Genomic DNA, 20,901 nt, shown 5'->3' on the forward strand with positions numbered 1-20,901 from the left:
GCAGGAGCTTGTGAGCGTATTTTTTCCTGTAATTTCAAAATTCCTCCAATGAGGGCTTCTGGACGTGGAGGACATCCTGCCACATATACATCTACAGGAATAATTCTATCTACACCTTTTACAACATGATAGCCATGTTCCCAGTAAGGACCTCCACAGTTGGAACAGCTTCCCATAGAAATAACATAGCGAGGTTCTGCCATTTGTTCGTAAAGTCTTTTAATTCGGTCAGCCATCTTAAAGGTAACAGTTCCAGCCACAATCATTACATCTGACTGACGAGGAGAAGCACGAGGAAAAACGCCAAAACGGTCTAAGTCATAATGTGGCGAGTATGCCCCCATCATTTCAAAGGCACAACAAGCCAAACCAAAAGTCATAGGCCAAAGTGAAGAAAGTCTAGCCCACTGTATAAGGTTTTCTAAAGAAGTAACCACTAAACCTCCTTGTCCTGTTTTTTTAGAGTGAGAAAGTCTAGTGGTAGTTGGGATATTCATGATTTTGTTAGTTATTGGTGAGACACCAACAACAGCTTGTTTAAAAATTGTAACTACTATTGAGTTGATTTTGGAATTTTTTAGCTAATCTTTTCTTTGTTCGAATCACGTTTAGCAAGTTCATATATTTTGAACGAACAGGCGCATGGTCTGGATTATTTCTATCAAACATAGGTCTGCCATAACTATCTTGAGGGATATTTTTTGCAATTTCTTGAAGATTTGGCTCTTCTTCTCTAATGCTATCTTTGATTAGCTTGATTTTGAGCTTTAATTGTTCGAAGCCAGTTTTATTTTCGTAGCCTTCGTAGTTTTGTTTTGCATCATTTTCTAGAAATACGTGTGTAAAGATTTCACTACAAGCAGCGTGAAAACGATTATTGAGCAGACGGTCTTCATCATTATTTTTGATAATTCCCATTTTTTTCCATTGAACTTGCTTTGTTTTTACATTATTCAAATGTACATTTTCAAACTTATTTGCAATTTCTTCTACTTCCTCGGTTAGCTTACGTTTGAGTTCCAAGATTCCTTCTGGAGTCGTCGGAATAGGAGGCTCTTGGCGATAATTGTTATCACTGCTTGGCTCATTTCCAAAAAATAAATCTACTTCTCTTTTATAATTTCTGTATAGTTTGAGGTACTTCCATTTAGGGATTACACCTACATCTTTCCACTGCTTTTGCAAGTCAATTACCTCTTGGCGCATTTCAGGAGTTTTCTCTTTCTGATAATTCATCTTTCTGATTTTGTTGCTAATGCGTCTGTATTTCAAAATACGTTCGTCATTTACAATACGTTCATTATCAAAAAAGGCTTTTCTGCGTTCAAAGAAAACATCTAAACATCTGTCAAATTCCTCCGACATTTCTTCATCTTCTTCTCCTACACTTCCTGTGCGTATCCAACGCATTTTAAGGTCTTTGAGATACTCTGAGACTTCCTCCCAGTCGTCGCTATCTTTGAGTTTTTGAGCTTCTTCTAGCAGAGCTGTTTTTATCTCTGTGTTTTTTACTCTATTTTCTGCAATATAGTCTTCAATTCCTTGTTCTAGGTCTAAAATACGTTGCTCTACGGCTGGATAATCGCCGATAGCATTGTAAGTTTCTAAAGATTCTCTAATATGCACCAGTTTCATTAGATAAGAACCTTTGTTTTGAGATTCTTCGATAGCTTCTGCTACTTCTTCTACTTTTTCTAATAATTTCTGATAACGGTCTTCAAAATAGGCAATGCTTGCCTCTGGACTTTCCTTAACAACACCTATTTTACGGTCAGGGCTGTCGTTGTAGCCTTTCAAATAAACATTATCATCTTTAATGTAGCCGTAAGGATTTGATGTTGCATTGTGTGATTCGTGATTGGTAGTTGAGTTGGCCGAATTTGTCGTGGACATTGTTTGTAGTGATTTTTGAGTGATTAAAATAAACCTAGTTTTATCTAAATCTAGGCTTAAAAACGCATTGACTTTAGCAATAACTAAATGGTAAAAAAAATAGAGCAATAAAAAAGCCTAATTTTATTTGTTGTTACAAGTTTTATAAAAACCTATTTTACTTTTTAAAAATATGCTGGTTTAACTTGATAAATAGTTGTTTTGTTGAGAAAGAAATGAATTATTTTGGTAAAATTCATATAATAAACCTTATCACGATTACTTTTGTAAAGTTCATTTCTTTATAGCTATGAAGAAATAAGTACGATTTGATTTTTAGCAAATCATTGATAGTCAGAACCGTAAAAAACTGTGATAAACTTTATCATACAGCGAAATAGAATTATTTCTAAATCGTTTAAAATAAAGATACAGTTTTTTTTATAGAAATTGAAATTACAAATCACTACTTTTTGTAAAAATAAAATCGATATGATGATGTTTATTTGAGTTTAGATTCAATATTGTAAAATATTTTGTTGCTCTATAATTATACTTGTAAAAACAGGCTATCCAAATTTCTTGAATAGCCTGTTTTTATCATGTTATGAATTGAAATCATTTTAAAGAAGCTCTTACTTCAATTCTTCTCTCAAAAACTTAGCTGTATAGCTTTTCTTGTTTTTAGCTACTTTTTCTGGAGTGCCTTCCACTAAAATTTGTCCTCCACCTGCGCCACCTTCCAAGCCTAAATCAATAATCCAATCGGCAACTTTAATTACGTCTAAATTATGTTCAATGACTAAAACTGTATTTCCTTTTCCTACCAGTTTGTTGAGAACATCCAATAAAAACTGTACATCTTGAAAATGAAGTCCCGTAGTAGGTTCGTCAAGGATATAAAATGTTTTGCCTGTGTCTTTTTTGGAAAGTTCGCTAGAGAGTTTTACACGCTGTGCTTCTCCTCCAGAAAGTGTTGTGGCATGTTGCCCAAGAGTAATATAACCCAAACCAACATCATTCAAGGTTTTGATTTTTCGTAAAATATTAGGCTGATTAGAAAAAAACTCTGATGCCTCTTCCACACTCATATCCAATACATCAGAAATAGATTTTCCTTTGAAACGAATTTCTAAAGTTTCTCGGTTATAACGTTTTCCCTTACAGGTCGGACATTCTACATGAACATCTGGTAAGAAATCCATTTCGATAAGTTTACGTCCTGCTCCTTCGCACTCTTCGCAGCGTCCTCCTTTTACATTAAATGAAAAACGCCCTGGTTTGTAGCCTCTCACTTTTGCCTCTGGAAGTTGTGTAAACAAAGCACGAATATCTGTAAAAACACCTGTATAGGTGGCAGGGTTGGAGCGTGGAGTACGTCCAATAGGCGACTGGTCGACTTCAATAACTTTATCAATATTTTTCAGTCCTTCAATTTCCTTGTAATCTAAAGGTGTTTTGACTCCTCTATAAATATGTTTGTTTAAGATTGGATAAAGCGTATCGTGAATGAGCGTAGATTTACCAGAACCTGAAACGCCTGTAACACAAATTAGCTTACCTAGTGGAAAGTGAGCTGTTACGTTTTTGAGGTTATTTCCTTTTGCACCTTTTAAAATAAGCTCTTTTCCTGTGCCTTTTCTACGCTCTTTCGGAACTTCAATTTGTTTTTGATTATTCAAATATTTGGCTGTGGTGCTTTTTCCTTTCAGAAAGTCGACTGGTTTACCTGCCTCTACTACTTTTCCTCCGTGCCTTCCTGCCCCTGGTCCTATATCGATGAGGTAATCAGCAGCGAGCATCATATCTTTATCATGTTCTACTACGATGACTGTATTTCCCAAATCACGCAAATCTTGCAAGGCTTTTATCAGTTTTACATTGTCTCTTGAATGAAGTCCAATACTTGGCTCATCCAAAATATACAACACTCCAACCAATTGTGTTCCGATTTGAGTTGCCAAACGAATACGTTGTGCCTCTCCACCAGAAAGGGTTTTTACAGGTCGGTCAAGGGTAAGATAATCCAAACCAACGTCCAACAAAAAGCCAATTCTTTTACGAATTTCTTTCAAAATTTCGGCAGCAATGATATTTTGTCGGTCTTCCAAACGGCTTTCAATATCTTTAAAAAACTCCCCTAGCTCATTAATATCTTTTTGGGCTAATTCTGATATGTTTTTCTCATCAATCTTGAAATACAAAGATTCTTTTTTTAGTCTCGCTCCCTCACAGTCTGGACAAACAGTAACCGTCAGATAATCACGCAAGTTGGCTTGCTGCTTTGAGCTTCCTCCATCAAGTTGATATTTTTCTAAATATTCGATGACACCCTCAAATTCGCTATTCCATGTTCTGTCAGAAGATTTGGATTTTACCTTCACAATTTCTTTTGAGCCATGAAGGATTTTTTCCTGTATTTTTTTATCAATATCTTTCCAGTTTGTTGTAATATTTACTTTTTGGCTTTTCATAAAAGCAGCCAATTTTTTAAAAAAATATGTATCACGATATTCTCCAAGTGGTGCAATTGCTCCTCTGCTAATACTAAGTTCTGGGTTGGGAATCAGATTTTCTTCCGTCAGTTGTTCAATTTTTCCTAATCCATTACATGTTTGGCACATTCCGTAAGGCGAATTGAAGGAAAACAGATTAGGTGCAGGTTCATCGTAGGCAATTCCAGTAGTAGGACACATCAGAAAACGAGAGAAAAAACGAGCTTCTGATTTTCCATGTTCTTGTACCATCATAATCCCATTTCCAACTTTTAACGCCGTTTTGAGCGATGCCATAATGCGTTTTTCGTCGTCTTTAGAAACAACAATTCTATCAATCACTACCTCAATATCGTGCGTTTTGTAACGGTCTGTTTGCATTTTTGGCACTAAATCCATTATCTCCCCATCTACTCTAACTTTTGTATAGCCACTCTTACGAAGCTGCACAAAAAGTTCTCTGTAATGTCCTTTACGACCCTTTACAACTGGCGCAAGCAACACCAATTTTTTATCATTATAATCTTCATAGATAATTTCTAAAATCTGCTCTTCAGTTTGGCGAATCATGCGCTCCCCTGTATTGTAAGAGTAGGCAATGCCAGCACGAGCAAACAGAAGTCGCATAAAATCGTAGATTTCTGTCGTTGTTCCTACAGTTGAGCGAGGGTTTTTGGAAGTTGTTTTTTGTTCGATACTGATAACTGGACTAAGTCCGTTGATTTTATCTACATCTGGACGTTCCAAATTCCCCAAAAATGAACGTGCATAGGCTGAAAAACTCTCCATATAACGACGCTGTCCTTCGGCATAAATGGTATCAAAGGCAAGCGACGACTTTCCACTTCCACTAATCCCTGTGATGACGATAAGTTGCTCACGAGGAAAAGAAATATCGATGTCTTTGAGATTGTGTTCTCTTGCACCAAAAATTTCTATAAAATCTGTCGTGTTGGGATGATTTCCATTAGAGTGAATAGAATCTACAACAGTTATTTTTTTAGAAGGAGTCTTTTTTTTCGTTTGCTTTTTAGGAGTAGCTGATGCCATTTTTTGAATCTATATTTTAGGGTATCGAACAATCAAACAAAGGTAACGAATTTATAGCTTTTTGGTTAGAATTTTAGCAAAGTTTGCTTATATAATTATGATAGTGCTAAAATTTCATTTTCAAATCTATATTTCTCATCCTAAAAAATTCGTTATCATAGCAAGTACTATCACTTTCAACTACTACAACTATGAAAAAACACTTCTTGCTTTACTTGATTTTCCTACTTTTCTTTAGTCTTACTTCCTGCAACGCACAAAAACAAAAATCTTTAGAAGAAGTAAAAAATGATTCTGTAAAGACAAAAAGTATTGACACAACAGAGTTTACCCAAAATGAATTTGAAAAAGTAAACACAAACAAAATTCCACCTTACGTTGAATATGGCAGAGACAGTATAGTAAGAGTTTTGGAAAACAAGATAAAAAACAATGAGCCTTTGTTTGTACACATATTTGTTCCTCTTTGTGATAACGAAAATCAAGGCATTGTTCCTGTCAATACATCTCTAGGGGATGGAATGAATTTGAGAACCAATCTGTATTGGGGCGCAGGGTATGGCATCAAAACTCATTTCAAAAGATTAAAAGAATGGCAACTATTGAGTAGTGAGTTAGATATAGATTCTCTTGTATTGGAAAGAGTAATTTTTAAGAAAAAATATCCGAATGGAGCAACTGTTTTCCTAGTAGCAGATGCCTATCGTGGAGATAAAATGCACGAGTGTCTGACGAATTATTTTGCGTCTTTGGCAGGAAAAAAGAAACAGACTTTACAACTAGAAGACAACACAAAGGTTAAAGCCTTTGGAGAAGCTGACCTCATAGCATTCAATGGACACAATGGGCTAATGGATTCATATGCTGCCTTGTTTATCAATCAAGACAATCGTATGCGTGATGCTGTTTCGATTGCTTGTTCTTCTCACGACTTTTTCAAAAGGCACTTGAATGTAGCTAGAGCTTATCCTTTACTGACCACCACAAATTTACTTGCCCCAGAAGCCTACGGAATGGAAGCTGTTATTGATGCTTGGGCAATGTTGGAAGATGGAGCATCTATACGTAAAAAAATAGGTGCAATGTACCATAAAATCCATAACTGTGGGTTAAAAGGAGCGACCAATCTATTTCATACAGGATGGTAATTTTATTTCTTTATAATTCTTTAATTTTAGAATAATATTTGCTAAATTATTTGTTAGTTGAAATAATTAATGGATAAATATGGAAAATAGCAAATCAAAAAATTTGTCTCCAGACTGGATTACCCAAGGTCTTATCGATTTTGAATATAAGAAATATCTTCTCTTAGCGTATTTACAACACACTAAAAAGCAATTTGATGAAGTCAAATTATACCCTGCATTGTCGGAACTGCTTTTTCATTACAATAATCTCGTCCAAATAAAGGAAAATAAGCAGTTTTTATCAGATAAATTTCCTAAAAAACTCTCTGAAGCAGACATCAAAAAACTAAAGCTGACTTATACATCTATATTGAAAGATGATGAGATGATGCAAGAAATAGAAAGCGTAGTCGATTTTGCATTGCCAAGAATTAACGAGAGTGTGAGCGAAGGCAAACAGATTTATAACTGGATAAATCAAAGTTTAGAGATTGTTCCTATCGGAATAACGCCTATTTATTTTAGAGAAGGGTATTTGTTTTTGGTAACAGATGCTAAAGTAAGGCTTAGTTTGGCAAGTCTTGTCTATATTTATAAATACCAAATAACATTATTTCATACAGCAGAAAACAACGAAACACTGCGAGGAATAAACTTACAGCATATAGATACGCTGACTAAAAGCTCTTTTCAGACCTATGAAAATCTCAAAATAGAACTTGTTAGAAGCAATCGTAACCTTCCTAACCCTGCTACATTTTTGATGAATGCTGGTGTAGTTTGTTCTTTAGAAAACTCTATTCTTCCCATTGCAAAACGCCGTTTGGTGGAATATTTGGCTATTTTGGAGAAAAATTAACTTTAAACAATCTTAAATTAAAGTATTTAGAGATAGTCTTTCTTCAAAACTCACTTTCTTTGTATAAACCTTTGTTTCAAACTCAACACAGAAATATATGAAGAAGATTACTTTCTCTATACTTATACTACTGTTTTTTGTATTTAACTTTTATTTGTCTGCAACAGCGCAAATTAGCCCTCTTTCAGCAGACCAAGCTATCAAAAAGATAGAACAACTACAAAATACAGGAAGTGTACTTTACATTGCAGCCCACCCAGACGATGAAAATACACGTCTCTTGACGTATTTTGCTCAAGATAAAGGCTATCGAACAGCTTACTTGTCCCTTACTCGTGGAGATGGAGGACAAAATTTGATAGGCGAACAAGTGAGAGAAGGTTTAGGAATCATCAGAACCAACGAGCTTTTGGCAGCTAGAAGCATTGATGGAGGCGAACAGTTTTTTTCTCGTGCCAATGATTTTGGTTACTCAAAAACGCCAGAAGAAACCTTTACGATTTGGGATAAAGAAAAAGTATTGGCTGATGCCGTTTGGGCAATTCGTAAATTCAGACCAGATATTATTGTTACTCGTTTTTCGCCTACACTTGGAGGAACGCACGGACACCATACGGCTTCGGCTCAAATAGCACTAGAAGCCTTTGATGCAGCAGCCGATAAAAATAAATTTCCAGAACAGTTGCAGTATGTACAAACGTGGCAAACAAAACGTATTTTTTGGAATACTTCAGAATGGTTTTTCAGAAGAAATGGAATGGAAATGAGTAAGGACAGTACAATGAAAATTGAAATTGGTGGCTACGACCCTGTTTTGGGAAAATCATATAACGAAATTGCAGCACAGAGCCGTTCACAGCATAAAAGTCAAGGATTTGGAAGTGCTGGAAGCAGAGGCGAAATGACGGAACACTTACAGATTTTGAAAGGAGATTTGCCAAAAAATGACCCATTAGAAGGAGTTACAACAGATTGGACACAAATAAAAGGAAGTAAAGAATTTATTGAGTTGATAAAACAATTAAAAAAAGAATACAACCCAGCAGAACCTCAGAAGTCTTATACAACTATTGCAAAAGCGTATAATCGTGTTCGTAAATTAGAAAAAAGTCCTATCATTGAAAGAGCAGAAAAGGATTTAAAGCAATTGCTTTATACAGCAAGTGGACTTTTTGTAGAGTCAGTTACTAATCAATCGACAGCTACTGATGGAGATTCTGTTACTGTTGAGATAAATATCGTGAAAAGATTAGATACTCCTCTTTCTTTCAATTTGTATGATATTTCTGCTGGAGAGGAAAGCCTAGAGATTTTTACTGATACGCTTATTTCTTTAGAGAAAAATCAAGTTTTTAGTAGAAAAAAGAAAATTGCTATTCGTACGAATAATGTTTCTAACCCTTATTGGCTTAATGATAAAAGTACCACAGGAATGTACTCAGTAGAAGAGCAAAAAATAATAGGAAATCCAATGAATGAAGCTGAAATAAAAACCTTCTTCCATATTGACTTAGGCATAGACGAAAAAATAAACTTTGGACTTTTTCTACCCATTCAGCACAAATACACCGACCCAGTAAAAGGAGAAAAATATGCGCCTTTATTGGTTGTTCCTAAAGTAACAGCACGCTTTTTAGACGATGTGATGATTTTTGCTGACAATGAGCCTAAAAAAGTAAAATTAGAGCTTATTTCTCATACCGATAATTCTGTAAGTGGAAAGATAAATATCATTTCTGCCAAAGAAAGCGCAGAAGCTGTAGAAGCTCGTCAGATTTATTTTACACCACAGCCTGCCGTAGCAGATTTTTCATTTTCTAAAAAGGGCGAAAGCAAAATCATTGAAGTAGAGGTAACTCCTCCTACAAAAAATCAGAATAATGAGTTTTTAGTAGAATTAAAGTATGATGATGAAAGGAAGATTCAGTTAGCCAAATCTATGGAAAAAATAGAGTACGACCACATTCCTTATCAAGCAATGTTTCCAAATGCAAAAGTGCGACTGATGCGTGCCGAAATTGAGAAAAAAGGAGAGCGTATTGGTTATATTGTAGGAGCTGGAGATTATGTTCCGAAGGCTTTAGAACAAATTGGCTACAAAGTAGATTTAATTGAAGCAAAAGATTTGGGTACAACAGATTTATCCGTTTACGATGCTGTCTTGACAGGTATTAGAGCCTTCAATATTGAAGAGGATTTGGCAATTTATCTACCCAAACTACACAAATACGTAGAAAATGGAGGGAATTTTATCGTACAGTACAATACTTCTCATAGCTTAAAAGCTGAAAATATTGGAGTATATCCCTTCCAAATTTCAAGAGCAAGAGTAACAGAAGAAAATGCGCCAGTGGTTTTCGAACTTCCCAACCACCCTGTTTTGAATACACCAAATAAAATTACTCCGTTTGATTTTGAAGGTTGGACACAAGAACGAGGGCTATATTTTGCTGATGAATGGGATGAGCATTTCGAAGCTCCAATCAGTAGCCACGACACAGGAGAAGAACCACAAAAAGGTAGTCTTTTGATAGCTAAATACGGAAAAGGAAATTTTGTTTATACAGGTATTTCTTGGTTCAGACAGCTTCCAGAAGGCGTAACAGGAGCTTATCGCTTGCTTGTCAATCTGATTTCTTTAGAGGAGAATAAATAGAAATATATCTTTAATTTTGTGTCATTTTCTAATTTTGAAAGTCAGAAGTTTTTTATCACGACTTCTGACTTTTTTATGCACTTTCAATGTTTTGCTAAGTAGTAAATCAATAAAAAATTATTACACCTAACAGAAAGGGCATTTCTTTGTTATTTTATCTATCTAAATAATCATCTATCTTTGATAGACTTCAGTCTCCTATTTTTTAAAATAAAGTATAATTTCTATCGAAATTATTTTATCCTTAACTTATGAATATTTTTTCTTCAATATCTTCTTTATTTTTTAATCTTATTGTTTTCTCTCTTTCATTTTTTCTTACAAATTGTGTTTCTCAAAAATCAGATACTAAAGACCAAAATCAGGCAACAAATAACCTTCAAGATTCTTTAAGAATTTCTATCGTTCAAGAGAGTACACAAAAATATTATGCTAAAAATATACAGGCAATAAATTTAAAAAACCATATAGAGTTATTAGCTTCAGAGAGTTTTGAAGGTAGAAAAGTAGGAGAAAGAGGGCAAAAGATGGCTGGTTCTTATATTCAAGATTTTTTTATAAAAAACCACCTAGAACCATCAGTTCCAAAAGAGGGAAGCAAACGTTACTTACAAGAATTTCAAGTAGAAAAAAGTGAAATTAAAGAGGTTACAATAACATCAAGAGATGATGGAGAAAAGTATTATCACAAAACAGATTTTTTAGCTAATCCATATACCTATCTTCACAATGAAAATGAATTAAATGTTGTCTTGACAGGATATTCTATTTTACTAAATGAGCAAATTAGTGGACGAGGAGTAGCCTTATTTTTAGATACAGACAACAGAGAAGAGATTTTTTATTCTAATCAAGATTGGAATGAAAAAACGGAATTACAGATTCTTTTAGCACAAAAAATGGGAGCAAAATCTATTTTTTTTATTCTGACTAATTCAGATAATTTTAAATACAATGCCAAAAGATTAAAGAAAAGTAAATACCTAAATCAAGAAATTTATACACTCAAAACAGAGAAAAGTATAGATGTTCATTTTCTTTCTATGCAAACAGCAGCCAGTTTATTTGATTATACTGAAACTGAATTAGAAAAAATGGCAAAGCAATTCAAAGAGAAAGAGATTCCCTCTAATTTGCCTTATGTTAGTATTTCTATAAAGGTAGAAAAAGAAAATGTAGTAAGTTTTACTACTGAAAATATAATTGGTTTTATAGAAGGCTCTGATAAAAAAGAGGAAGTAATTATTATTTCTGCTCATTACGACCATTTAGGGGTAATAAATAAAGATGGTAAAAAAACTATTTTTATGGGAGCAGACGACAATGCTTCGGGGGTTTCGTCCTTATTAGAACTTGCAAAAACATTTGCTTTAGCAAAAAAAGATGGAGTCGTTCCCAAAAGAAGTATTTTATTCTTAGCCACCACAGCCGAAGAAATGGGAATGTTGGGTTCTTCCTACTATGCTGATATTTCTCCAGTATTTCCGATTTCAAATGTAGTAGCCAATCTGAATATTGATATGATTGGAAGAGAATATCTTCCAAAAACTAAATACCCAAATAATGATTATATCAGCATTGTAGGGTCAGATTGGAACTCTCCTGTTTTGCATCAAACAAACGAATTAGCAAATCAAACTTTTACACAGCTAAATTTAGATTATAGGTACAATTCTAAATCAGACCCAGAGGAATTTTTTTATCGCTCTGACCAATACAGTTTTGCTAAATATAATGTACCAGTTATTTTTTACACTAGTCCAGACCACAAAGATTATCACAAAGCGAGCGATATTCCAGAAAAAATAGATTTTAAAAGAGTGGAAAAGGTTACAAAACTTATTTTTCACACCGTTTGGCAGTTGGCAAGTCAAGAAAAAACTACTAGAACAATAAAAAAAGACATTTTTCAAGAGTGAAAATAATATTTTGAGTTTTTTTATAAGAACTAATCCCAAAAAGTGTATAGATTATTTTATAATTTTGTGCGATTATTTTTTAAGAAAACTGTCAGAAAACCAAACTATGAAAAGTATATATAAAGCTATTTTAGTGTTTATTGCTATTTGTTTCTTTTTCTCTTCTTGTAGAGAAGGAATTATAGAGCCTGTTCGTTCTTTAGAATTGTATGTTGTGGATACATTGGGAGAGCCTGTTCCTAATGCTAAAGTAGAGTTTTATCTTACAGAATCAGCACTAACTTTAGAAGGAGAAACTCTGCTTGAGCCATTTTATACAGATGAGCAAGGCATTGTTAGAGTAGCTTTAGACCCAGATATTTTTGATTATTATGTAAACATAGAGAAAGACGAACTCTCAAATTGGTACACCAATACAGTTATAAATCTGCCTCTTTTGCAAGGTGTCAATATCACGACAATTACAATCAATAAACCTTTTGAAGTTGCTCTAACAGGAAAAAATAAAAAACGCTGGCAACAAACGGCTGATATTCTCAATGGAAATCAATATGTACCTAATTGTTCTAATCAACTTTACTACGATTTTATTCGTCGCCCTGAAAGAGCAAAAGAGGAACGTAACGGTCAATTAGAAAGACTTCAGTCTGATGTTTGTCCTTTTCCAGAAAAGCCAGTAGATTCAAATATATGGAGCTATAACAAAGAGAATAATACTATTACATTTGGAGTAGCTTCCTTTGCAGAAACCTTTACCATAACAGAGTTTACAGGAGATAGGATGATATTAGTATCTAAAACGTCAGATAATGCTTTTATAAAAGAAAAAAGGTATGAGTTGGTAGATTAAAATAAAACACACAAACAGAAAAAAAATATTCAAATTTTATTTCAAAATTCATTCAAAATGACAAAAGAAACTAAGATAAAAGTTAGAGGTTATCATTTAGATGGTTATCAACACGTAAATAATGCTCGCTATTTAGAGTTTTTTGAAGAGGCAAGATGGGCTTTTTTCGAAGAAAGCGATGTTCTTAAAATGCTTCAAAAGAAAAATATAATGTTTGTGGTAGTCAATGTAAATATCAATTATCGCTATCCTGCTTCTGTTGGACATACATTGGTTATAAAGAGTAAGCTAGATTCGCTTGCCGAAGTGGGAGCTAAAACAAGTACGTTCAAACAAATTATTTATTTGGAAGGAACAGAAAAAGTAGTTTGCGATGCTACTGTAACTTTTGTTTTATTTGATGGAAAAACACAACGAGCTATTGCCACAACAGAAGAAATCAGAGAAATGCTTGCCATAGAATTGGCAGATTAGATGAAAAAAAAACAAATAACTGATTCCCTCAAAAAATTAAAGTCTTTGAGGGAATTTTTATTTATAAAATGAGGTTCGAAAGTATTCTATCAAAAAAGGGTATTATTTTAAAGTTAAAAATTTTAAATTTGTGGATTGAATAAAAAACAAACCAATTAAAATATTTTATGTTACTTTTTCTTATGGCAAAAGGATTACCAACACGCAAGGAAGATTATTCGGCGTGGTACAACGAACTCGTAAAACAAGCAGATTTAGCAGAACATTCAGCCGTGCGTGGTTGTATGGTCATAAAGCCCTATGGTTTTGCTATCTGGGAAAAAATGCAACGTATCTAAGATGATAAATTTAAAGAAACAGGACATAGCAATGCTTATTTTCCTTTATTTGTTCCCAAAAGTTTGTTTGAAGCCGAAGAGAAAAATGCAGAAGGTTTTGCCAAAGAATGTGCTGTTGTTACGCATTATCGTCTGAAAAATGACCCTAATAAAGAGGGTAAACTCATCGTTGACCCAGAAGCAAAACTGGAAGAGGAATTAGTCGTTCGTCCGACAAGTGAAGCAGTTATTTGGAATACATATAAAAATTGGATTCAATCGTATAGAGATTTACCTATTTTAGTCAATCAGTGGGCAAATGTGGTGCGTTGGGAAATGCGTACTCGTCTGTTCCTTAGAACTGCCGAATTTTTATGGCAAGAAGGACACACAGCACATGCTACCAAACAAGAAGCCATTGAGGAAACTGAAAAAATGGTAAATGTATATGCTGATTTTGTGGAGGAACACATGGCACTTCCAGTAATAAAAGGGCTTAAAACTGAATCTGAACGCTTTGCTGGAGCAGAAGAAACCTATTGTATTGAAGCTCTAATGCAAGATGGAAAAGCACTTCAAGCGGGAACTTCGCATTTCTTGGGGCAAAATTTTGCTAAAGCCTTTGATGTAAAGTTTGCAGCCAAAGATAACAAGCTAGATTATGTTTGGGGAACTTCGTGGGGAGTCTCTACTCGCCTTATGGGAGCTTTAATTATGGCTCATTCCGACGACGAAGGTTTGGTATTGCCTCCAAAACTTGCGCCTATTCAAGTAGTGATTGTTCCAATTTATAAAAAAGAGGAAGATTTAGCTGAAATAAAAAGAGCATTAATTCCATTGATGCATGATTTGAAGGCTGCAAATATTTCTTTAAAATTAGATGATAGAGATTCTTTCCGTCCAGGGTTTAAGTTTGCAGAGTGGGAGCTTAAAGGTGTTCCTGTTCGTTTGGCTATCGGAATGCGTGATGTGGAAAATGGCACGATAGAAGTTGCTCGTAGAGATACAAAAGAAAAAATGTCTTGGCAGTTGGAAGGTGCAGGAGAAAAAATAGAAGCACTTTTAAAGGAAATCCAACAAAATATCTACGACAAAGCCTTGATGTTCCGTACTTCAAATACAACGTATGTAGATACGTGGGAAGAATTTGAAAAAGCACTTGATGCAGGTGGTTTTGTAGCTGCTCACTGGGATGGCAGTGCCGAGACAGAAGAGCAAATCAAAGAAAAAACAAAGGCAACTATTCGCTGTGTTCCTTTAAATAACCCACAAGAAGATGGAAAATGTATCTTGACAGGAAAACCTTCTAAGGAGCGAGTTTTATTTGCTAGAGCATATTAAGACTACAAAAACCGATAAAATACCATTGTTTTATCGGTTTTTTCAATTTATTATCAATTCCTCTAAAAATAATTTCTATTGCTTCATGAAAATAGCCAGTCTAATTTTTACTTCTCTTCTATTTCTAATGAGCTTTAATTGTTTTGCTCAAGATATTTCGTTCTTTAATGCTGATGGTTTTTTTTCTATTGGAACGCAATCTAACAGAACAGCATCAATAACACTCTTGGATATTGATAACGACGGAGATTTAGATGCTTTAGTTGCTAATGGAAGACATTGGGCAGAGCAAAATTATATTTATTATAATAATGGAAAAGGAAGCTTTAAGTTAGCACAGCCTGTTGGAAGGTTTTTGGATGCAAGTTATGCCATAAAGGCTGCTGATTTTAATAAGGATGGTTTTATAGACATTGCTGTTGTAAATGATAATATTGAAAATAAACTCTATTTTGGTTCAAAAGATAATTTTTTTGACAAAGGAGTTTCATTTGGTAGCATCGCCCCTTCAAGAAATTTAGAAATTGCTGATATAGACAATGATGGAGATATAGATTTGATTATTTCTAATAGAAAAGCAAAAAATGAAATTTGCCTAAATGATGGAAATGGTAATTTTGAAAAGGTAATTTATTTTGGAGAGGAGACAGACCAAACCATTCAAACTCAAATTATTGATATAAACAATGATGGTTTTTTAGATTTGATAACAGCAGAAAGACAAGGAGAAAATAAAATCTATTTGAATGATGAAAAACAATCTTTTTCCAAAGTTTTGAAGTTTGGAAAGCAAAGTGAAGAAACTCGTTCTATTGCTATTGCTGACATTAACAAAGATGGTTTTTTAGATATAGTTACAGGAAATTTGGAAACTGAAAATCTTATTTATTGGGGAAATAAAGATATGAAATTTAGTGATTCTTTAGTGATTAGTAAAAATCACATGACTTCCTCTATCAAAGTGGCAGATTTAGATGGTGATGGAAATTTGGACATTATTGAAGGAAATTCGGAAGAGGCAAATTATGTTTATTTGGGTAAATCAAATAATAACTTTGAAGAAATAATACTCAATGAAGAGAATAAAGATGATACTTACAATATTGTAATTGGAGATTTGAACAATGATGGACTTTTAGATATTGTAGAATCGAACTCTCAAGCGTGGAATTTATATTATAGAACACGAAAAAAATAAAACACAGAAATTTAATATACAATGTTAAACCTAAGAATCCATAAAAGATTTTTAGGCTTTTTATTTTCTAATTCAAAAAAATCATGAAAAAGCAACTACTTCTTTTGTATTTCTTAGCATTGCCATTCCTTGCTTTCTCACAAGCACATGTAATGCGAAATTTTCAAGCCTCTCCTTTTTTAGATACTACTGGAACAAGCTCTACTGAAAGAACCTATTTTGCAGCTACTAATTTTGCAGCACATAATTCTCGTGGCTTTCAATCGACAGAAAATTCGCAAGGTTGGAATGCACAAGTTTGTGGAATGTTTGATATTGTACGTTGGAAAAGTAAAAAAAATGAGATTGGACTTCATTCGTTTGTACTTTTTTCATCTATCGAAGTCAGTGCTAATATTTACAATAATATAGCCTTCAATCCTCGTGGTATAATTTTGCAAGAGAGTTTTGCATATTTCAATAAGAAGAAAAACTTTACGTGGAATGTTGGTTTTACGCATAAGTCAAGGCACGAAATAGACAGTGATTCCCCTCCCAACGACACCACTTCAAGAATAGGTTATCAGCCCACATCAAGAGTCGCTATTCTAAATGGACCTCATATAGAAATCACGACAGATAAAATAAACTTATCTCCTTCTGTTACAACCAACCTTTGGGGACGAGCAGAATACTATACTATTTCTGATGATTCCCGTTTTCCTCGTTTTACAGAAGAACAAAGTTGGGATTTTATGAGTGGAATGATATTATTAGGGGGAAGAATCGATATAAAATTGAGTAAGGGAAATAAAAACATTTGGGGTTTTTATAACCGTTCGTGGGCAAATACAGCTATTTTTTCAAACAAAGTAAAAGAAGCTGGAGGAAAGAACTTCAAATTCAATTATAGAACAGAGACTGGATTTGATTTTAAAGGAGCAAAAGCAAGTGCAGAGGCATTCATAGCAAGAGAACATTTTTTTGATGATTTATCTAGTCCAAGACCTGTTGCTTCTACTGTTTGGCTAGTTGGAGCTCGTGTGAGAGGCTTTTTATTTCTATAAACCTCATAAAAGAATAAAAACCTATTTCAATGAAGAAATAGGTTTTTACTTTTATTTATTCTATCAAGTTGCCTTGATTATATTTATAAATTACTTCTTAGCGATTGGGTCAGCGTTTCCATCTGGGTCGTTAAGAACATTACCTTGTGTGTAAACTTGACCTCCATTGATAAGCAAGATGCCTGCTACGTGAGGAGTTGCCATTGAAGTACCACTGATAGAACGGTAGCCACCACCAGTCCAAGTAGATTGAATATTTACACCTGGCGCACAAACATCAATAGGTGGGTTAGCATAGTTAGAAAAACTAGCATAACGACTATTAACATCCATTGCAGAAACTGTAAGAATGCGATTTCCATTGGCACGAGCTGGAGAAACATTGTTTGCATTTTGTGCCTCATTTCCTGCTGCAACAGCCATATAAACACCTGCATTAGCTGCATTTTTTACTGCGTTATCTAAAGTAGAAGAACGTCCTCCACCAAGACTCATATTAGCAACATCACCAGAGTAAGCATTTGCTCTTACATAATCAACTGCCGAAATAACTGCTGAGTTAGAACCACTGCGTCCAGCAAATACACGACAAGAAACTACTGTTGCTCCTGCTGCTACACCAACAACACCAATATTGTTGTCTTTAGCTGCAATCGTACCCGCTACGTGCGTTCCGTGTCCATTACCATCTTGTGTACCAGAATATCCACTTACAAATGAACGGCTATACTGAGTATCTACATTCAAGTCAGAGTGATTGCCATCAACACCAGAGTCGATAACCCAAGCCCACTGATAACCACCTTCATAGTTTCCATATCCTACACGAGAAATTCCCCAAGGAGTGCTTTGTGCTTCTGTTTTGTAAATAACCTCGCCATCATTATCATCGCCAGCAAAACCATCTGAAATACGCATAACTTGGTCTTGCTCAACATAATCTACACGAGCATCAGTACCAATAGCTTTGATTTGCTTATCTGTAAATGTTCCTGCAAAGCCCAAAAGAGCATCTCCATATACAAACTCAATAGCATTTGATTCTACACCAAACTCTGCTACCATATTTGTTATAGCTTCTTTCAAACTTGCTTGCTTTGATTCATAATTTTTTAAATTGGTTGCTCTGTCAGAAACAGGAGCTACACTTACTTTGCCCAGTTGTTGTGCAAAAGTACCCTCTTTGAGTACTACAATAAACTGATTTTGGATAAACTCTTCAGAACCTTTGTCTAGTTCTAAGTTATTTTGTCCTAATTCTGCATTTGCTGCTGCTTGTTCAATATCGTGTTCACAGCTAGTTAATGCTAATGCTCCTGCAAGGCTAAGACCGAGGAGAAATTTGTTTGAAGTTAATTTTAACATAATAATATTAGTTGTAAAGGGGATTAGACTTGTGTTATGTTTTGCGTCTAAAACATTTGCAAGTAGATAATTCTGAATGACAATTCCAAAACTTACATAAGGTTTTTACAACTATTGCATTATTTCAGTAGTCTAAAGTATGCGTTTTGTTATATTAGTTATGTTTGTAGTGTTTTGATTGTTTTTGATTTTTCAGATTAATATTTTGATTATAATATTTTTGATAAAATTTTATTTTGTTTTTTTTAATATATGTGAAATTTTTAATTTTTCCTTGATTCATTGAAATAAAATAAAATATTTTTTTGCTAGAAACTCTAAATTAGAAAAGTGAAACACTTTTATTGTTAATTAAGTTAACTATTTTTGTTTAAAGTTAAAAAAAATAGGTTTAGAGCTGCTTGAAGCCTATTCCTATTTTGTTGAGAAAAATTTGGATGGAAATATGTTATTTTAATATATCGTTTGAGCTTTAAAAAATCCTATTTAGCTAAAATTCCATTTTTTTGTTAAAATTAGTGCAAATGCTTGTTTTATGTACTTATATTATCTTTGGCAAATTTATCAGAGAAAGTTTATAAACCTCTAACAATTTGTCTGTATCTTCTTAAATGTGCTTTCATTTTTATCCAAAAAGCAAGCACCAAGTAGAGGAAAATAGGTGAGCCGAAAGTAATAAAGGAAACATAAATAAAAGAGAGACGAATACTTTCTGATGAAATTCCGAAGCGTTCTCCTATCTTTGCACAGACACCAAACGCATTTTTTTCAAAAAAATAAAGTAGTTTTTGCATTATCTTATAAGTTTTAAGCAGTTGAGTAAAATTATCTTATCATTTTCCTTATTTATTATCTAACTTTAAAATTATAAGTGCAATTTAACAAAAATTGTTTGTTAGAACGTCTCTAAACTCTTTTTTCAAAAATTGAAACAAACAAAATCATTTCTATTCTATGAATCCATCGAAGGTAATTTTCAGCCTTACCAGTAATTCTTCCATTGCTCATTATTTTATGAATAACTTGAGAGACACCACTCTACAAGCTCATAAAGGTAATTTTCGACAAAATTTAAAAAAAATAGGATATTTGTTGGCGTATGAAATTTCTAAAGAGCTTAGTTATCAAGACTTTACTCTTGAAACAGCTTTAGGAAATAAGGATACAAAAAAATTAGAAGAGTTTCCTGTCTTGATTCCAATTTTGCGTGCAGGTTTGCCACTTTATGAAGGTTTTGCAGAATTTTTTGAGCAGTCGGATAGTGGTTTTGTGGGAGCATATAGAGGAGAATACAAACAAGATTTACAGAACAAACTCAATCAATACGATTTTGATATAGATTTACTCTATACAGCTTGTCCAAACTTGGAAGGTAAAACAGTTATTTTGATAGACCCTATGCTTGCCACAGGAAAATCGCTTGTCAAGACTTATCAAGAACTTTCAAAACAAAAAGGAATGCCAAAAGAACTGCATATTGCTGCCGTTATTGCAAGTAAAGAAGGCGTGAAAAATGTAAATGAAGCACTTCCTCATGCAAATCTATGGATAGGAGATATCGATGATGAATTGGATAAAAAATCGTATATCGTTCCAGGTTTGGGAGATGCTGGCGATTTATCATTTGGAGAAAAAGTATAATAGATTAAGACCTATCTAATCTACTATACCTTCATAATGTACGGCTACCAAGATGTTTTGTTCGAAGGTAAAGAAGTAATAATTTGTTTCTTCCTCATCCATCACAACTACAACAACATTTTGTCCCATACCTTCTTCTGTTTCTGAAAATTGTCGCATAAAATCGCCTTTGTTCATTCCCATAGAAAGCCCTTTGCCTATGGATAAAGGTTCAAAACTAACGTTTGCCTCTAATAGAAGGTCTTTTTTATCAGCACGATAGAAACGCAAATGTGTTTTTTCTGTTCTGACTTCTATTACAGTATCTGTTTTTTCTTGGTTATGAAAATTTTTAATAGGAGTGCGTTCAATTTTTGCATCTGGGTAATATGTAAGCCAATCGTCAGCAGTACGGCTATGAAATACCCAGTGAGGTGAAATAAGCTCATCTATTAGAGCCACAGTATCAATTTCTGTGGATGTAGTTTGTGGATAGTTTTGTGTCGTGGCTTGATAAGAAGCTGTCTCGTTAGTATCAGAACCTACTTGACACGTACGAGCCTGTACAGAAGTAACTGCTGCAAAGGCAAACAGCACAAAAAAAAGTCTGACAGTTAGTAGATTAAACATAATTGAAAAATATAAATGATAGAGATTAGAATAGGTTTGTTTTTGTTTTAATACGTTAAAAATTGGAAAAACGTTGCTA

The 20,901-nt window shown here is 34.0% G+C and carries 15 protein-coding genes and 1 pseudogene; 10 read left to right on the forward strand and 6 right to left on the reverse strand.

Annotated elements, in window-relative coordinates; genetic code table 11:
- The 3 genes from QZ659_RS15950 to uvrA form a co-directional block, all read right to left on the reverse strand.
- Positions 1-497: NADH-quinone oxidoreductase subunit B (locus QZ659_RS15950; RefSeq protein WP_291727258.1), on the reverse strand; the 497-nt coding region annotated here is incomplete at its 3' end.
- A 40-nt stretch (positions 498-537) separates the two neighbouring features.
- Positions 538-1,893, reverse strand: coding sequence for a DUF349 domain-containing protein (locus tag QZ659_RS15955; protein ID WP_291727259.1), 1,356 nt, complete (start codon positions 1,891-1,893; stop codon positions 538-540).
- Between the two features lie 614 nt (positions 1,894-2,507).
- Positions 2,508-5,417 carry an excinuclease ABC subunit UvrA gene (uvrA, locus tag QZ659_RS15960; RefSeq protein WP_291727261.1) on the reverse strand — a complete coding sequence of 970 codons (2,910 nt, stop codon included), beginning with the start codon at positions 5,415-5,417 and terminating at the stop codon, positions 2,508-2,510.
- Between the two features lie 191 nt (positions 5,418-5,608).
- Between uvrA and QZ659_RS15965 the strand changes: the two genes are divergently transcribed.
- The 9 genes and pseudogenes from QZ659_RS15965 (at position 5,609) to QZ659_RS16005 (ending at position 17,207) form a co-directional block, all read left to right on the forward strand.
- Entirely contained in the window at positions 5,609-6,565 is a 957-nt protein-coding gene (locus QZ659_RS15965) for a hypothetical protein (RefSeq protein ID WP_291727263.1), read from the forward strand.
- A gap of 79 nt (positions 6,566-6,644) precedes the next feature.
- Positions 6,645-7,406, forward strand: a complete 762-nt coding sequence (locus QZ659_RS15970) for a hypothetical protein (RefSeq protein ID WP_291727265.1) — start codon at positions 6,645-6,647, stop codon at positions 7,404-7,406.
- Positions 7,407-7,503: 97 nt separating this feature from the next.
- The gene (locus QZ659_RS15975) at positions 7,504-10,062 is read left to right on the forward strand and encodes a PIG-L family deacetylase (protein WP_291727267.1); all 2,559 of its coding nucleotides are present in this window, start codon (positions 7,504-7,506) and stop codon (positions 10,060-10,062) included.
- A 251-nt stretch (positions 10,063-10,313) separates the two neighbouring features.
- Positions 10,314-11,981, forward strand: coding sequence for a M28 family metallopeptidase (locus QZ659_RS15980; RefSeq protein ID WP_291727269.1), 1,668 nt, complete (start codon positions 10,314-10,316; stop codon positions 11,979-11,981).
- 106 nt (positions 11,982-12,087) lie between these two features.
- Positions 12,088-12,831: a hypothetical protein gene (locus QZ659_RS15985; protein WP_291727272.1), complete on the forward strand. Its 744-nt coding sequence runs from the start codon at positions 12,088-12,090 to the stop codon at positions 12,829-12,831.
- Between the two features lie 57 nt (positions 12,832-12,888).
- The gene (locus QZ659_RS15990; RefSeq protein ID WP_366935871.1) at positions 12,889-13,305 is read left to right on the forward strand and encodes an acyl-CoA thioesterase; all 417 of its coding nucleotides are present in this window, start codon (positions 12,889-12,891) and stop codon (positions 13,303-13,305) included.
- Between the two features lie 182 nt (positions 13,306-13,487).
- Positions 13,488-14,963: pseudogene (gene proS / locus QZ659_RS15995) on the forward strand (proline--tRNA ligase).
- An 85-nt stretch (positions 14,964-15,048) separates the two neighbouring features.
- Positions 15,049-16,161 carry an FG-GAP repeat domain-containing protein gene (locus QZ659_RS16000; RefSeq protein ID WP_291727274.1) on the forward strand — a complete coding sequence of 371 codons (1,113 nt, stop codon included), beginning with the start codon at positions 15,049-15,051 and terminating at the stop codon, positions 16,159-16,161.
- An 83-nt stretch (positions 16,162-16,244) separates the two neighbouring features.
- Positions 16,245-17,207 carry a hypothetical protein gene (locus tag QZ659_RS16005; RefSeq protein WP_291727276.1) on the forward strand — a complete coding sequence of 321 codons (963 nt, stop codon included), beginning with the start codon at positions 16,245-16,247 and terminating at the stop codon, positions 17,205-17,207.
- 90 nt (positions 17,208-17,297) lie between these two features.
- On the opposite strand, the gene QZ659_RS16010 is transcribed toward QZ659_RS16005, so the two are convergent.
- Positions 17,298-18,572, reverse strand: a complete 1,275-nt coding sequence (locus tag QZ659_RS16010; protein ID WP_291727277.1) for a S8 family serine peptidase — start codon at positions 18,570-18,572, stop codon at positions 17,298-17,300.
- A gap of 575 nt (positions 18,573-19,147) precedes the next feature.
- Positions 19,148-19,366: a PspC domain-containing protein gene (locus QZ659_RS16015; protein ID WP_291727279.1), complete on the reverse strand. Its 219-nt coding sequence runs from the start codon at positions 19,364-19,366 to the stop codon at positions 19,148-19,150.
- Positions 19,367-19,526: 160 nt separating this feature from the next.
- On the opposite strand from QZ659_RS16015, the gene upp reads away from it, so the two are divergent.
- Positions 19,527-20,213, forward strand: a complete 687-nt coding sequence (upp, locus tag QZ659_RS16020; RefSeq protein WP_291727281.1) for a uracil phosphoribosyltransferase — start codon at positions 19,527-19,529, stop codon at positions 20,211-20,213.
- Between the two features lie 15 nt (positions 20,214-20,228).
- Here the strand turns inward: upp and QZ659_RS16025 are convergent, their stop codons facing one another.
- A complete protein-coding gene (locus tag QZ659_RS16025; RefSeq protein ID WP_291727283.1) occupies positions 20,229-20,822 on the reverse strand; it encodes a hypothetical protein in 594 nt (197 codons plus the stop codon).
- Positions 20,823-20,901: the final 79 nt, after the last annotated feature.

This window comes from Bernardetia sp. (genome assembly GCF_020630935.1).
Taxonomy (GTDB): Bacteria; Bacteroidota; Bacteroidia; order Cytophagales; family Bernardetiaceae; genus Bernardetia.